This window comes from Streptomyces sp. NBC_00104, from assembly GCF_045160825.1.
GTDB lineage: Bacteria > Actinomycetota > Actinomycetes > Streptomycetales > Streptomycetaceae > Streptomyces.
Window position 1 is genome coordinate 6,288,228 of the sequence record NZ_CP108215.1, and the last position, 14,155, is coordinate 6,302,382.

General features: G+C 71.9%; 11 protein-coding genes. 6 read left to right on the plus strand and 5 right to left on the minus strand.

Annotation, left to right across the window (positions count from 1 at the left end):
• Positions 1-18: 18 nt before the first annotated feature.
• From OG272_RS27735 to OG272_RS27750, 4 genes are all read left to right on the plus strand, one after another.
• On the plus strand, positions 19-1,299 hold the full coding sequence (locus tag OG272_RS27735) for an aspartate kinase (RefSeq protein WP_326579663.1): 1,281 nt from the start codon (positions 19-21) through the stop codon (positions 1,297-1,299).
• A gap of 67 nt (positions 1,300-1,366) precedes the next feature.
• Positions 1,367-2,449 carry an aspartate-semialdehyde dehydrogenase gene (locus tag OG272_RS27740; RefSeq protein WP_326579661.1) on the plus strand — a complete coding sequence of 361 codons (1,083 nt, stop codon included), beginning with the start codon at positions 1,367-1,369 and terminating at the stop codon, positions 2,447-2,449.
• A 565-nt stretch (positions 2,450-3,014) separates the two neighbouring features.
• On the plus strand, positions 3,015-3,692 hold the full coding sequence (locus OG272_RS27745) for a SigE family RNA polymerase sigma factor (protein WP_383999219.1): 678 nt from the start codon (positions 3,015-3,017) through the stop codon (positions 3,690-3,692).
• A 584-nt stretch (positions 3,693-4,276) separates the two neighbouring features.
• A complete protein-coding gene (locus OG272_RS27750) occupies positions 4,277-5,353 on the plus strand; it encodes a hypothetical protein (RefSeq protein WP_328223758.1) in 1,077 nt (358 codons plus the stop codon).
• 127 nt (positions 5,354-5,480) lie between these two features.
• On the opposite strand, the gene OG272_RS27755 is transcribed toward OG272_RS27750, so the two are convergent.
• Together OG272_RS27755 and OG272_RS27760 are read right to left on the minus strand one after the other, a co-directional pair.
• The gene (locus tag OG272_RS27755) at positions 5,481-6,395 is read right to left on the minus strand and encodes an SURF1 family protein (protein ID WP_326579657.1); all 915 of its coding nucleotides are present in this window, start codon (positions 6,393-6,395) and stop codon (positions 5,481-5,483) included.
• 75 nt (positions 6,396-6,470) lie between these two features.
• A complete protein-coding gene (locus tag OG272_RS27760) occupies positions 6,471-6,863 on the minus strand; it encodes a nuclear transport factor 2 family protein (protein ID WP_326579655.1) in 393 nt (130 codons plus the stop codon).
• Between the two features lie 179 nt (positions 6,864-7,042).
• Here OG272_RS27760 and OG272_RS27765 point away from each other — a divergent pair, with 179 nt between their 5' ends.
• A complete protein-coding gene (locus OG272_RS27765; RefSeq protein WP_326579653.1) occupies positions 7,043-8,872 on the plus strand; it encodes a prolyl oligopeptidase family serine peptidase in 1,830 nt (609 codons plus the stop codon).
• A gap of 181 nt (positions 8,873-9,053) precedes the next feature.
• Here OG272_RS27765 and OG272_RS27770 read toward each other — a convergent pair whose 3' ends face one another.
• Entirely contained in the window at positions 9,054-9,677 is a 624-nt protein-coding gene (locus tag OG272_RS27770) for a sigma-70 family RNA polymerase sigma factor (RefSeq protein ID WP_405895137.1), read from the minus strand.
• Positions 9,678-9,964: 287 nt separating this feature from the next.
• Positions 9,965-10,696: a hypothetical protein gene (locus OG272_RS27775; protein WP_328506490.1), complete on the minus strand. Its 732-nt coding sequence runs from the start codon at positions 10,694-10,696 to the stop codon at positions 9,965-9,967.
• Between the two features lie 310 nt (positions 10,697-11,006).
• Here OG272_RS27775 and OG272_RS27780 point away from each other — a divergent pair, with 310 nt between their 5' ends.
• Positions 11,007-12,956 carry an NAD-binding protein gene (locus OG272_RS27780; protein WP_327732158.1) on the plus strand — a complete coding sequence of 650 codons (1,950 nt, stop codon included), beginning with the start codon at positions 11,007-11,009 and terminating at the stop codon, positions 12,954-12,956.
• Between the two features lie 49 nt (positions 12,957-13,005).
• On the opposite strand, the gene OG272_RS27785 is transcribed toward OG272_RS27780, so the two are convergent.
• Positions 13,006-14,151: a GTP-binding protein gene (locus tag OG272_RS27785; protein ID WP_327728438.1), complete on the minus strand. Its 1,146-nt coding sequence runs from the start codon at positions 14,149-14,151 to the stop codon at positions 13,006-13,008.
• Between the last annotated feature and the right edge of the window lie 4 nt (positions 14,152-14,155).

Sequence of the window (14,155 nt, forward strand, 5' to 3'; positions counted from 1 at the left end):
ACGGAGCGAGGAGCGCACGTGGGCCTTGTCGTGCAGAAGTACGGAGGCTCCTCCGTAGCCGATGCCGAGGGCATCAAGCGCGTCGCCAAGCGGATCGTGGAAGCGAAGAAGAACGGCCACCAGGTGGTCGTCGTCGTTTCCGCGATGGGCGACACGACGGACGAGCTGATCGATCTCGCCGAGCAGGTGTCACCGATGCCTGCCGGGCGTGAGTTCGACATGCTGCTGACCGCCGGAGAGCGTATCTCCATGGCACTGCTGGCCATGGCGATCAAAAACCTGGGTCACGAGGCCCAGTCGTTCACCGGCAGCCAGGCAGGCGTCATCACCGACTCGGTCCACAACAAAGCCCGGATCATCGACGTCACGCCCGGCCGGATCCGTACGGCGCTGGACGAGGGCAACATCGCCATCGTCGCCGGATTCCAGGGCGTCAGCGCGGACAAGAAGGACATCACCACCCTCGGCCGCGGCGGGTCGGACACGACCGCCGTCGCGCTGGCCGCCGCGCTGGACGCGGAGGTCTGTGAGATCTACACCGACGTCGACGGCGTCTTCACCGCCGACCCGCGGGTCGTGAAGAAGGCGAAGAAGATCGACTGGATCTCCTCCGAGGACATGCTCGAACTGGCCGCGTCCGGTTCGAAGGTGCTGCTCCACCGCTGCGTCGAGTACGCCCGCCGCTACAACATCCCGATCCACGTCCGCTCGTCCTTCTCCGGACTGCCGGGCACCTGGGTCAGCAACGAGAAGCCAGAGTCGCAAGGGGACCACAAGGTGGAGCACGCCATCATCTCCGGAGTCGCCCACGACGTCTCCGAGGCCAAGGTCACGGTCGTCGGCGTCCCGGACAAGCCGGGCGAGGCCGCCGCGATCTTCCGCGCCATCGCGGACGCCGAGGTCAACATCGACATGGTGGTCCAGAACGTCTCCGCCGTGACGACCGGTCTGACGGACATCTCCTTCACCCTCCCCAAGACCGAGGGCCGCAAGGCCATCGACGCCCTGGAGAAGAACAAGGCGGGCATCGGCTTCGACTCGCTGCGCTACGACGACCAGATCGGCAAGATCTCCCTGGTCGGCGCGGGGATGAAGACCAACCCGGGCGTCACCGCCTCCTTCTTCGAGGCGCTCAGCGACGCGGGCGTGAACATCGAGCTCATCTCGACCTCCGAGATCCGCATCTCGGTCGTCACCCGCGCCGACGACGTCCCCGAGGCCGTGCGCGCTGTGCACACCGCCTTCGGACTCGACTCCGACAGCGACGAGGCCGTCGTCTACGGGGGTACCGGACGATGACGGTCCGCTCGTACGGCTCGTATGGCTCGTACGGTGCGCGCTGCTGGTGCGACGGCGGCTTCGGTCGTTGAGGGCCGTCGATGCCGGGCGCACCGGCAGGCCGACGCTCGCGGTCGTGGGCGCGACCGGTGCCGTCGGCACGGTCATGCTCCAGATCCTGTCCCACCGGGCCGACATCTGGGGCGAGATCCGTCTGATCGCCTCCCCGCGCTCGGCCGGCCGCAAGCTGGCCGTGCGCGGGGAGCAGGTCGAGGTGACGGGTCTGACCGAGGGCGCCGAGGACGTCTTCGACGGGGTCGACGTCGCCCTGTTCGACGTACCGGACGAGGTGGCGGCGCACTGGGCGCCGATCGCCGCCTCCAAGGGCGCGGTCGTGGTGGACAACTCGGGCGCCTTCCGAATGGACCCGGAGGTGCCCCTCGTCGTCCCCGAGGTCAATGCGCACGCCGCCCGGGTCCGGCCGCGCGGGATCATCGCCAACCCCAACTGCACGACCCTCTCCATGATCGTGGCGCTCGGCGCGCTGCACGCCGAGTTCGGGCTGCGCGAGCTGGTGGCCTCCTCGTACCAGGCGGTCAGCGGCGCGGGCCGGGCCGGCGTGGAGACCCTGCGGCAGCAGATCGCCCTGGTCGCCGGTACGGAACTGGGGACCAGGCCCGGTGACGTACGGCGGGCCGTGGGCGACAACACCGGGCCGTTCCCCGAGCCGGTGGCGCTGAACGTGGTGCCGTGGGCCGGGTCGCTCCGCGCGGACGGCTGGTCGTCGGAGGAGATGAAGGTGCGGGACGAGACCCGCAAGATCCTCGGACTGCCGAAGCTGCCCGTCGCCGTGACCTGCGTACGGGTGCCGGTCGTCACCGCGCACTCCCTCACCCTGCACGCCCGCTTCGAGAGCGAGGTCACGGTCGCCAAGGCGCGTGAGATCCTCGCCACCGCCCCCGGGGTCGTCCTCTTCGACGAACCGGGCGCGGGGGAGTTCCCCACCCCCGCGGATGTGGTCGGCACCGACCCGACCTGGGTCGGACGCGTACGCCGGGCCCTCGACGACCCGACCGCCCTCGAACTCTTCGTCTGCGGCGACAACCTGCGCAAGGGCTCCGCCCTGAACACGGCCCAGATCGCGGAACTGGTGGCGGCGGAGCGGGCGTAGTGCCTGCCGCCGCTGCCCGGGGCGTCCTGTTCGTTGCCTGAGGGTGCACTGTCCGTTGCCTCTGAGTGCACTGTCCGTCGTTTCGGCTGCGGGCCGCCCGGAGCCGTGCGTAGATCGACTGTCGCCGCGCGTAGACGCGGCGACAGTGGCGTGGGCCGTTGTCGGTAGTGGCGTGTAAGTTCTTCGAGTCGACGGTTCGGCGGGCGGAGAATTTCCGGCCGTGCCGTCGCGGAGTTTTCCCGGGTTGATTCAGGCCTCCCGGGGATCGAGGATTTTTCTCCCCGTCCGCCGCAACCGCGCGGCGGACGGGGAGCGTCTTTAACGGGCGCCCTTCGGCGGGGCTGGGCGCCAACACTTGGGGCATAGGGGAAGAGCTGGTACGCATGAGGGCGTTCGACGCGCTGTCCGGTGTTCGGTGGGTCGTACCGACGGTCGCGCGCAGCGTGCCGACCGTCGCGGCTGCCGTACCGATCAGCGCACATGCCGTACGGACACGTGTGCGGTCTGACGCAAAAGAGATGCCTGTCGCGTACAACCCCGACGGGGGGTCGCGGGTCCAACAGGCGTGGCAGAGGTACTCGATTTCACCGCGGTACAGACGAGGGGCACCGCCCTTCGTCCACCCCGCCGTCCCCGCTTGCCCGGTTCGGCCGGCGGCATGCCGGTGATCGCGCCGATGCCCGCGGCGCGGCCGACCCGCATACCCAATCAGCGCGACGGCGCGGACGACACGTCGACGGTGCCGGCCTCCGGTACGACGGTCGACCATCTCACCGAGACCTATCGCGCTCACTACCGCTCGCTTCTCGGCCTCGCGGCGCTCCTCCTCGACGACACCGCCTCCTGCGAGGACGTCGTCCAGGAGGCGTTCATCCGCGTGCACTCGGCGCGCAAGCGCGTCCGTGACCCGGAGAAGACGCTCGCCTATCTCCGCCAGACGGTCGTGAACCTCTCGCGCTCCGCACTGCGCCGCCGCATTCTCGGTCTGAAGCTGCTGTCGAAGCCGATGCCCGACATGGCGAGCGCGGAGGAGGGCGCGTACGACCTGCTGGAGCGCGACTCCCTCATCAAGGCGATGAAGGGGCTCCAGCGTCGGCAGCGCGAGGTCCTCGTGCTGCGCTACTTCGCCGACATGACCGAGGCCCAGGTCGCCGAGACCCTCGGCATATCGCTGGGTTCGGTCAAGGCGTACGGCTCCCGGGGCATCGCGGCACTGCGCGTCGCCATGGAGGCGCCGGCATGAGCACGCACGGCAAGGACGACGGGCGCGACGGACCCGAGGGACGGGACGGTCGCGACGGGCTCGGTGCCCGCAGGCGCGCCTCCTGGGGCCGCCGGGACGACGAGGAACGCGCCGAGGGGCGCGAGGACGAACGCGCGGAACAGCGCGGGCGGGACGGGCGCGCCGGGGGGCGCGTGCTCGAAGAGCACGAAGAAACGCAATCGCACGCTGGGAACGGAACTGTGAATCACGGCCGTGAAGAACAAGGCCCCCACCCCAAGGGCCAGGATCTCGAAGGCCGCGCTCCGGACGAATCGGGTTCGGACGAATCGGGTTCGGACGACTTGGGCTCGGACGACTTGGGCTCGGACGACTTGGGCTCGGACCACTTGGGTTCGGATGATCCGGGGTCGGACGGCTCAGGGTCGGGCGACTCAGGGTCGGGTGACTCAGGGCCAGACGGCTCAGGGTCGGGCGGCTCGGGTGCGGACGACTCGGGTGTGGACGACTCGCGGTCTGCCGACCTGAATTCGGCTGACCCGGGTACGGACAACCCGAGTTCGAACGGCTCGAGTTTGAACGGCCCGAGTTTGAACGGCCCGAGTTTGAACGGCCCGAGTTCGAACGGCTCGAGTTCGAACGGCTCGGGTCTGAACGGCTCCGAGGCGAAGGGGATCGGCGGGTTCGAGTCGGACGAGCTGCTGCTGCGCAATCTGCTGCACCACGCGGTGTCGGAGATCGAGCCCAAGGACGGCACGCTGGAGCATCTGCGGCGGGCGGTACCGGCGAGGCGGGCGCGCAAGCGGCAGGCCGTCGTCGGCATGGCCGCCGCCGCGCTCTTCATCGGCACGGCGATCCCGGCCCTCGTCCACGTCTCCAACTCCACCGGCTCCGACGTCAACCCCTCCATCATGGGCAACGGCTCGCAGACGCAGGGGACCGCCGGCCAGTCCAAGGGGCAGACCGGCGGTGGCGGCTCGTCGGGCGGCTCCTCCGGCGGCTCCAAGGAGTCCGGCAAGAACAAGGACGAGGACAAGGGCGACAAGGGCAAGGGCGAGAACAGCGGTTCCACGGGCGGCGCCCAGGCGACGCCCACGACCGCTGCCTCCGCCCTGTGCACGGCGGCCCAGCTCGGCGGCGGCGCCAGCGTGGGCGCACCGGACTCCAGCGGCGCCGTCTACGGCACGTTCCGCGTCTCCAACGTCTCCGGCACGAGCTGTACGGTCACCGGCGCGGGCGGGGTGAGCACCACCGCGCAGGGTGCCGCGGACGGGGCGAAGATCACCGTGGCGAACCACGTCGCCGGGGACGTGGCGGCCGGACTGCCCGATCCTTCGCTGTCCCCGACCCAGCTGGTGCTGGCGCCGGGAGCGGCGTACGAGGTGCGGTTCGCCTGGGTGCCTTCCGAGCCCTGCCCCACCACCAGCGGTGGTACGACCGATGGCGGCACCGGCGGCACGGACCCCTCGACGGAACCGACGCCCACGGGGGAGGCGACCCCCGGCACCACCACCGACGGCTCCAACTCCGTCTCCACCCAGCTCTTCACCGAGGACGGGCCCGTCGACGGCAGCGTCCTCGTCTCCCACACCGCCGAGGGCGGCATCGCCACCTTCACGACAGCCGTCACCAACGCCTGCGCGGGTGTGGTCTACCGAACGGGCCTCCTGGCGGGCGCCTGAACGAGGAGCCCGCCGGGCCTGGACGGGGGATCCGCCGGGCCTGGACGGGAGACCCACTGGGCCTGGACGGGGACGGCCCGACGGTGACCGAGGTTCTTTGCCGGACCACGGGGCCGAGCCCTCGGTCCTACTGGGCCGGCTCGGCTTCCCGGGAGCGGTTCTCGTCCGGGTGGCCTTCGCTCGCGGCTTCCTCGTCCGGAAGGTTCTCGTCCGTGCGGTTCTCTTCCGTTCGGCTCTCTTCCGCGCGGCTCTCGTCCGTGCGGTTGTCGTCCGACTGGTCGGTGGCCGGGAGCAGGCCCAGTTCCGCGTCGCGGAGGAACTCGACCTCGCGGCGGACCAGGCGGAACCACATGAAGACGACGAAGCCGGCGAAGACGAACCACTCGCCGGTGTAGCCGAGGTTCTGGAAGGCCTTGAGGTCGAGCCCGGAGCCCTGCGGGGTGGTCGCCGGGACGGCCTTCATGCCCGAGTCGGCCTTGTCGAGGGTGATCCAGGCGTCGTACAGATCGTCCGGCACCAGGTTCACCAGCGTCGCCGCGCTGATCGCCGAGGTCTGCCCGGCCGGGAGCCCGCCCTGGACCGGCACGCCGTTCGACCCCGGGGTCTCGGACGCCTGCAGCGAACCGGTGACGGTGACCTCGCCGGACGGCGCCGCCGGGGCCCGGTCGGGGTCGGCGGTGCCGGGCAGCCAGCCCCGTACGACGGGCAGGGCCTTGCCCTCGTCGGTGCGCAGCAGCGTCAGCACGTAGTAGCCGGTCCTGCCGTCCACCTCACGGTTGGGCACCAGGAGCTGCTCGCCGTACCGCCCGGTCACGGTGGCCGGCTCGCCCGAGGTCTCCTTGTCCACCGGCAGCAGCTCGTCCAGCGGCCGCGCCGGGGCCCGGTCCGCCGGGTCGATCCGCTCGGTCGCCGCGCGATGGTCCTGCATCCGGTCCTCGAACCGGCTCAGCTGCCACGACCCCATGAACACGCAGAAGGGGATGGCGAGCAGCACGAAGACGTGGATCCCCCACCATCGGGGCGTCAGCAGAAACCGGTACACGCCTTCCACCGTACGGTGCCCGCGCCGGGTGCCCGGTCGCGGGGTCGGCCCCCACGGCCCCGGTGGGCCCGCCCCTCAGTACCGCTCGACGAGGTGCTCACGCCCGGCCGGCGGCTCGTACGACTCGGGCCAGAAGTCGGTGACGGTCGCTATCCGGCCGTCCTCGTCCCCCGTGAAGAAGGAGATCGCGTACATCTCCTCCAGCCCCACGGTGACGTGCACCCGGCTGACGACCTGCCCCGGCTCCGCGACGATCCGTTCGATCCGGGCGTGCCAGTCGCCCGGATACTCCCGGTTGAACTCCACGTACCGCTCCCTGCCGCGTATCCGTTCCCGTGTCTGCGGCAGCTCGTACACGACGTCCTCCGCCAGTGTCTCGGCGAACGCGGCCCAGTCCCGCCCCTCGGCGGCGGCCCAGAAACTCTCGACGGTCCTGCGCAGATCGGCCCTTGGGGTCGTTGAGGTCATGGAGCGAGTCTGCACCCGACCACTGACAGTCCGGCTGACCACTGACCACTGACCACTGACCACTCACGGTCCGGCTGACCACTGACGGTCGGCCCGGGTGAACCCGTCGGGAGCCGAAGTTATCCACAGGCTGGGGACCTCGGCGGCACATTGCCGCGCGGGCGGGGCAGTATGGGGCCATGACTGAGAGCAACGGGGCCACCCCGCAGGAGCAGAGCGGGTCCATGCCCGACTGGGAGAAGAGGTTCCGGGCACCGAGGGTGTCCCTGCCGGACTGGGCGGAGGACGCGCCGCACCGCTCGCTGTTCGTCTCCAACGCCACGGGCACGTACGAGTTGTACGCGTGGGACCGCGCCACCGGCGAGCAGCGCCAGGCCACGAACCGGGCCAACGGCACGACGGACGGTGTGCTCTCGCCCGACGGTGAGTGGATCTGGTGGTTCGACGACAAGGACGGGGACGAGTTCGGTGTCTGGCGGTGCCAGCCGTTCCACGGCGGCCCGGACGAGGAGGCCGCCCCGGGCCTGGACCCGTCGTATCCGGCGGGCCTGGCCCTCGGCCGTGACGGCCGTACGGCGATCGTCGGCCGCTCCACGGACGAGGACGGCTCCACGATCCATCTGTCCCGGCGGGGCGAGGCACCCGTCGAGATCTACCGCCACCGTGAGTCGGCCGGCGTCGGCGACCTCTCGCACGACGGCTCGCTGATCGCGATCGAGCACACCGAGCACGGCGACGCGATGCACTCGGCGCTGCGTGTGGTCCGGCCGGACGGCACGACGGTCGCCGAGCTCGACGACACCAAGGGCGGCACGATCGAGCTGGGCCTGGAGGTGCTGGGCTTCGCCCCCGTCGACGGCGACACCCGGCTGCTCATCGGCCACCAGCGGGGCGGTCGTTGGGAGCCGCTCGTCTGGGACGTGGCGTCCGGCGAGGAGACCGACCTGGGACTCTCCGACCGGCTGGAGGGCGACCTGAGCGCCGAGTGGTATCCGGACGGCTCCGCGCTGCTCGTCGCCCACAGCTTCGAGGCCCGCAGCGAGCTGTTCCGCTACGACCTGGTGTCCCGCGGCCTGGAGCGGGTGGACACCCCGCGAGGCACGGTCTCCGGGGCCACGGTCCGTCCCGACGGCAGCGTCGAGTACCTGTGGTCCTCGGCCGCCGAACCGCCGGTCGTCCGTTCCACGACCGGCGAGGTGGTGCTGGATCCGCCGGGCCTGAAGTCCCCCGGCTCGGTGCCGGTGGAGGACGTCTGGGTGGACACACCCGGCGGCCGGGTGCACGCCCTCGTCCAGCGCCCGGCCGGGGTGTCCGGCCCGTACCCCACCGTCTTCGACATCCACGGCGGCCCGACCTGGCACGACAGCGACTCCTTCGCGGCAGGACCGGCCGCCTGGCTGGACCACGGGTACGCGGTGATCCGCATCAACTACCGGGGCTCCACCGGTTACGGCCGCGCCTGGACCGACGCCCTCAAGCACCGGGTCGGCCTGATCGAGCTGGAGGACATCGCGGCGGTTCGGGAGTGGGCGGTGGGCTCCGGCTTCGCCGACCCCGACCGGCTCGTCCTGACCGGCGGTTCCTGGGGCGGTTACCTCACGCTCCTCGGCGTCGGCACCGAGCCGGACGCGTGGACGCTCGGCATCGCCGCCGTTCCCGTCGCGGACTACGTCACCGCGTACCACGACGAGATGGAGGCGCTCAAGGCCATGGACCGCACGCTCCTCGGGGGCACGCCCGAGGAGGTCCCCGAGCGCTTCGAGGCCTCGTCCCCGCTGACCTACGTCGACTCCGTCAAGGCTCCGGTCTACATCTCCGCCGGTGTCAACGACCCCCGCTGTCCCATCCGCCAGATCGACAACTACGTCGACCGGCTCGCCGCCCGCTCCGCCGTCCACGAGGTCTACCGCTACGACGCCGGCCACGGCTCCCTGGTCGTCGACGAGCGCATCAAACAGCTCCGCCTGGAACTGGACTTCGCCGAACGCCACCTGGGGGTACGTGCCTGACGCCCCCGACACCCCGCGCCCCGAAGGGGCGCGGGGAACTGCGCGATCAACCACACACAACCCGCACCCGCCCACCCACAGTCCTGCCCGAGTCATCAGGCGCTCAAGGGGGTCGAAGGGGCACAGCCCCTGGGGACGGGACGGGTAGGGGCGGCGGGGGCGAGGAATACCCGGGGCACCCTCAGGCAGCCACCACAACCTCCTCTTCCCGAGGCCCCTCCGCCGCCGCCAGCAGCCGTACGAGCGTGGTCCGCGCCCGGGCCACGCGGGACCGCACCGTCCCGATGGGGCAACCGGTCAGCTCCGCCGCGTCCTCGTAGGACAGCCCCAGCATCTGGGTGAGGACGAACGCCTCACGCCGTTCCTCGGGCAGCGCGCCCAGCAGATCGGCGAGCGCGACGCCGTCGTCGAAGCCGGGCAGCCCACGCGGCTGGGCGTGCTCGACGGCCAGCCGCCAGTCCGGTACGTCGGACAGCCGGGGCCGGGCCGCCGCGTACCGGAAGCTGTCGGTCACCGCCCGCCGGGCGATCGACAGCAGCCACGTACGGGCGGAGCAGCGCCCCTCGAACCGGTGCAGGCTGCCGAGCGCCCGCAGAAAGGTGTCCTGGGCGAGGTCGTCCACCGCCTGGGGGTCCGCGCAGAGGTGGGCGACGAACCGCTGGACGTCACGGTGGAGCGCTCCGACGAACCGTTCGACGGCCTCCGGGTCCCCGCCGCGGGCGGCGAGCGCCCACGCGGTGATGGACTCGTCGGTCGTGGACCTGGCCTGCGGGATCGACGCGGGCGGGGGAGTAAGGGTGATCACCTTGGTGTCCTTCTCGGGTCATCCGGGATCCGGACCACCGACACGAGCACGGGAGCGCACACAGCCGCGCAGACCGACAGACCGACAGACCGACAGACCGAAACCCCGAAAGACAGGCAGACAGGCAGACAGGCAGACGGACAGGCAGACGGGCGGGCGGCGCGTACGTGGGAACGCGTCGGCGGTCCGGTGAGGAGGGAAGCCGGCCGTACGGCACGCGCGTGGGCGGCGTACGGCCGAAGCCCGAGGCGCGAGCCGCGACGGCTGCCTCGGGTCACCGGCTGTCGTCAGATGACAGCGGTCCCGGCGGGTGGACCCCGAGAGGTGATCGCATGGACGAGAAGGAGCCCGCGCGGCGAACGGTCCGAACGGCCGCGACGCACCCGGGGGCGCGGCCGCTCCGCCGCGACGGGCAGCGCGAGCGGCAGCCGCAGCGGAGCGGCGAGCCGGCCGGCCACGGCCCGCAGCAGGGCGAAGGCGGCGCGTTCGCCGTACGCCAGCCACAGACCGCACAGCAGCGCGGCCAGCAGATGCGCGGCGAGCATGCCGGACGAGGACGCGTACAGGGACGCGAGCGAGGACAGGAGCGACGAGGAGGACGCGGACGAGCCGTCCAGGAGGTACCCGGTGTGGTCCACATGGTCCATGTGACCGGCCGCACCCGTGCGGACCGTGTGAATCATGTGGGCGGAACCCATGTCCACGAGGTTCGCCGAGTCCGACGAACTCGTCGCCCCCGTATGGCTGTTGGCGGCCGTCGCGGCCGATGACTGCGCCAACTCGAAGCCCGAGTGGAGGGCCGTCTGGGCGGCGACCACGACGGACGTGATCAGCGGCAGCCCGCGCTCACGTCCGGCCAGGCACCAGCCGACGGCACCGGTCGCGGCGGCCCCGGCGGCCATCGCCCACCAGGGGACATGGCTGCCGGACATCATCACGTGGCCCAGGGCGGCAAGCAGCACACAGACGGCCGCGAACATCGCGGCGCGTGTCGTGCGCGAACCCCACCCTGCGGTCATGGCGCCCCATCCTCGCATCCGGACACCGTCGTCATCCCGTCCCTCCTGAGTACGGATGTCCACCCGCCGTCGCACTCACACCGTCGAGTGTGATCCGGATCACCGAGGAACCGGCCGCGTCGATGAGGCAGTCTTCTGCCTCGTGGGGAGCCCTTCGCAGCAGAACAGCCGTACCGGTCCGGGCAGACAGGCGGGTCCGACCGACCCGCCCGGGACGACCGGACCGGGCACGCCGTCCGGTCCGCTCGGAGCGGGCCGGCAGCCCGTGCCGAGCGGGCGGAGCGGGCCGGCCGCCGACTCCGGCGCGCACATGGTCGTCTGCGGGGACGACGGGCTGGCGCACCGCCTCGCCGCCGAACTGCGGACCGTGTACGGGGAACAGGTGACACTCGTCGTGCCGCCCACCGCGCGGATCGCGCGGCGGCCGGTCGTCGGGCGCGCCCGGACCGCCGCCGCGCTCCTCGACCGGGTCACGGCGGCCGTCAACCGGGCAGCGGGCACCGGAGATCCGGCCACCGCCGACCGTGGCGAGAGAAACAGCCGGGCCGGCGAGGCGAACACCCGGGACGGCGGCGAGCGGGTCCTGGAGGCCACCGAAGCCGGCGAGGCGGTGCTCGCCGAGGCCGGGGTGGAGCGGGCCGCCGCGCTGGCGCTCGTGTACGACGACGACGAGACCAACATCCGCGCGGCCCTCACCGCCCGGCGCCTCAACCCGCGTCTGCGGCTCGTCCTGCGGCTCTACAACCGCCGGTTGGGCCAGCACATCGAGGAACTCCTCGACCAGGCCTCGGCGTTGGCGGCGGGCGGTGCCGCCGACGACGGGGTCGACGGCTTCGGTGCCTCGACGACGGTCCTGTCCGACGCCGACACCGCCGCGCCCGCGCTGGCCGCGACCGCCGTCGCCGGGACCAGCAAGGTCGTCCAGACGGACGGACTGATGCTGCGGGCCGTGGAACGCCCGCCGGGCCGGGGAGGCCAGAGTCCGGGAGGCCTGTGCACGCTCGCGCTCCTGTCGGCCACCACCAACGACCCGGCCGGAACCGAGGGTTCCGAGGGCAGCGGGGAACGCGGCCCCCAACTCCTGCCCGACGAGCGGGCGGTGGCCGAGGCCACCGGACGCGGAACCGTCGTCCTCGACACCGTGCGCTACGCGGGACCCGCGCTGCCGCCCGGCCGGGCGAGCGGCGGATCGCTGGGCGCCTTCGGGGCGTTCGGATCGCTGCTCTCGCGCCGGCTGCGGTGGTCCCTCGCGGGGATGATCGGGTGTGTGTTCGCCCTGGCCGTGGCCCAGATGGTGATCACCGGAGAGCACCCGCTCCAGGCGACCTACGCGACCCTCCTCGACCTCTTCGGGATCGCCGACCCGGCGACCGACCAGAGCGACTCCCGCCAGATCCTCCAACTCCTCTCCGGCCTGATGGGCTTACTCCTCCTGCCCGTGCTCCTGGCCGCCGTGCTGGAGGCCCTCGGCACGTTCCGCAGCGGCACCGCCCTGCGCAGGCCGCCGCGCGGCCTCTCCGGACACGTCGTCCTGCTCGGCCTCGGCAAGATCGGCACCCGGGTGCTCGCCCGTCTGCGCGAACTCCACATCCCGGTCGTCTGCGTCGAGGAGGATCCCGAGGCGCGCGGCCTCGCGGAGGCCCGTCGCCTGCGGGTGCCGGTCATCCTGGGCGACGTCACCCAGGAGGGCGTCCTGGAGGCCGCCAAGATCCACCGCGCCCACGCCCTCCTCGCCGTCACCAGCTCCGACACGACGAACCTCGAAGCCGGCCTGTACGCCCGTTCCGTCCGCCCCGACCTGCGCGTCGTCCTGCGCCTCTACGACGACGACTTCGCCACCGCCGTCTACCGCACCCTCCGCGCCGCCCACCCGGGCGCCCTCACCCGCAGCCGCAGCGTCACCCACCTCGCGGCCCCCGCCTTCGCCGGCGCGATGATGGGCCGCCAGATCCTGGGCGCGATCCCCGTCGAACGCCGCGTCCTCCTCTTCGCCGCCGTCGAGGTCCGCGGCCACCCCCGCCTGGAGGGCCGCACCGTCGCCGAGGCCTTCCGGGCGGGGGCCTGGCGTGTGCTGGCGCTCGACACGGCCGCGCCCGGAGAGTCGCGGACCGAGCGGGCACCGGGGGCGGCGGCGGGGTCGGGCCTCGTCTGGGACCTGCCGCCCACCTACGTCCTGCGCGCCGAGGACCGCGTGGTCCTGGCGGCCACGCGACGGGGGTTGGCGGAGCTGTTGGGAAGACGGACGAGGACGGGGGCGTAACCCCCTGCCTTTCAGGGGCGCGGGGAAGGAACCGCGCGACCAGTCCCCCTCACTCGCAGACGACCCCGTACGTGTCCCACGCCGGGAACGGGTCATCGAGGGCCGACGTGGCAGCAGCCTCGTCCTCCCTCACCAGGCAACCCGCCAAGGCCGAGCGCAGCGCATCCGCCCGCAGCCCCGTCCCGATGAAGACCAGCTCCTGCGCGTACGGGGCGTCCTCGTCGTGGACGGCGGACGGCTCGAAGCGGGCGACGGACCCGGCCTGGGACCACAGCCCGAGGACACGCGGCCGGCTGCCGAGCGTGAAGAACCCCTTCGAGCGCAGCACATGCCCGAAGGAACCGCTGTCGAGCGCCTCGGTCACGAAGGTCCACAACCGCCCGGGATGGAAGGGCAGTTCGGACCGGAAGACGGTCGAGGAGATGCCGTACTCCTCGGTCTCCGGCACATGCTCCCCGTTCAGCTCCCGCACCCACCCCGGCGCCCGTTGGGCCCGTTCGAGGTCGAACGCCCCCGTGCCGAGCACCTCCGCGACCCGCACCCGGCCCTGGCTGACCGGCACGATCCGCGCCGCCGGGTTGAGCCGCGCCAGCGTCGCCGCGAGCCGCTCGGCGGTCGCCGTGTCGACGAGGTCGAGCTTGTTCAGCACGATCACATCGGCGAACTCGACCTGGTCCATCAGCAGATCGCTGACGGTGCGCTCGTCGTCCTCGTACTGGTCGAGCCCCCGCGCCACGAGCTCGTCACCGCCCGCCAGCTCCGGCAGGAAGTTCACCGCGTCGACGACCGTGACCATGGTGTCGAGCCGGGCGAGATCCCCGAGCGTGGCCCCGTCGTCGCGCGCGAAGGCGAAGGTCGCGGCGACGGGCATCGGCTCGGAGATCCCCGAACTCTCGATGAGGAGATAGTCGAAACGCCCCTCCCGCGCCAGCCGGTCCACCTCCTCCAGCAGGTCGTCGCGCAGGGTGCAGCAGATGCACCCGTTGGTCATCTCGACCAGTCGCTCCTCCGTGCGCGACAACGCCGCCTCGCCGCCGCGCACGAGGGCGGCGTCGATGTTGATCTCGCTCATGTCGTTGACGATGACCGCCACGCGAAGCCCCTCGCGGTTGGCGAGGACATGGTTGAGCAAGGTGGTCTTGCCCGCGCCGAGAAACCCGGAGAGGACCGTGACGGGCAGCCGTTCGTACGCCATGGCC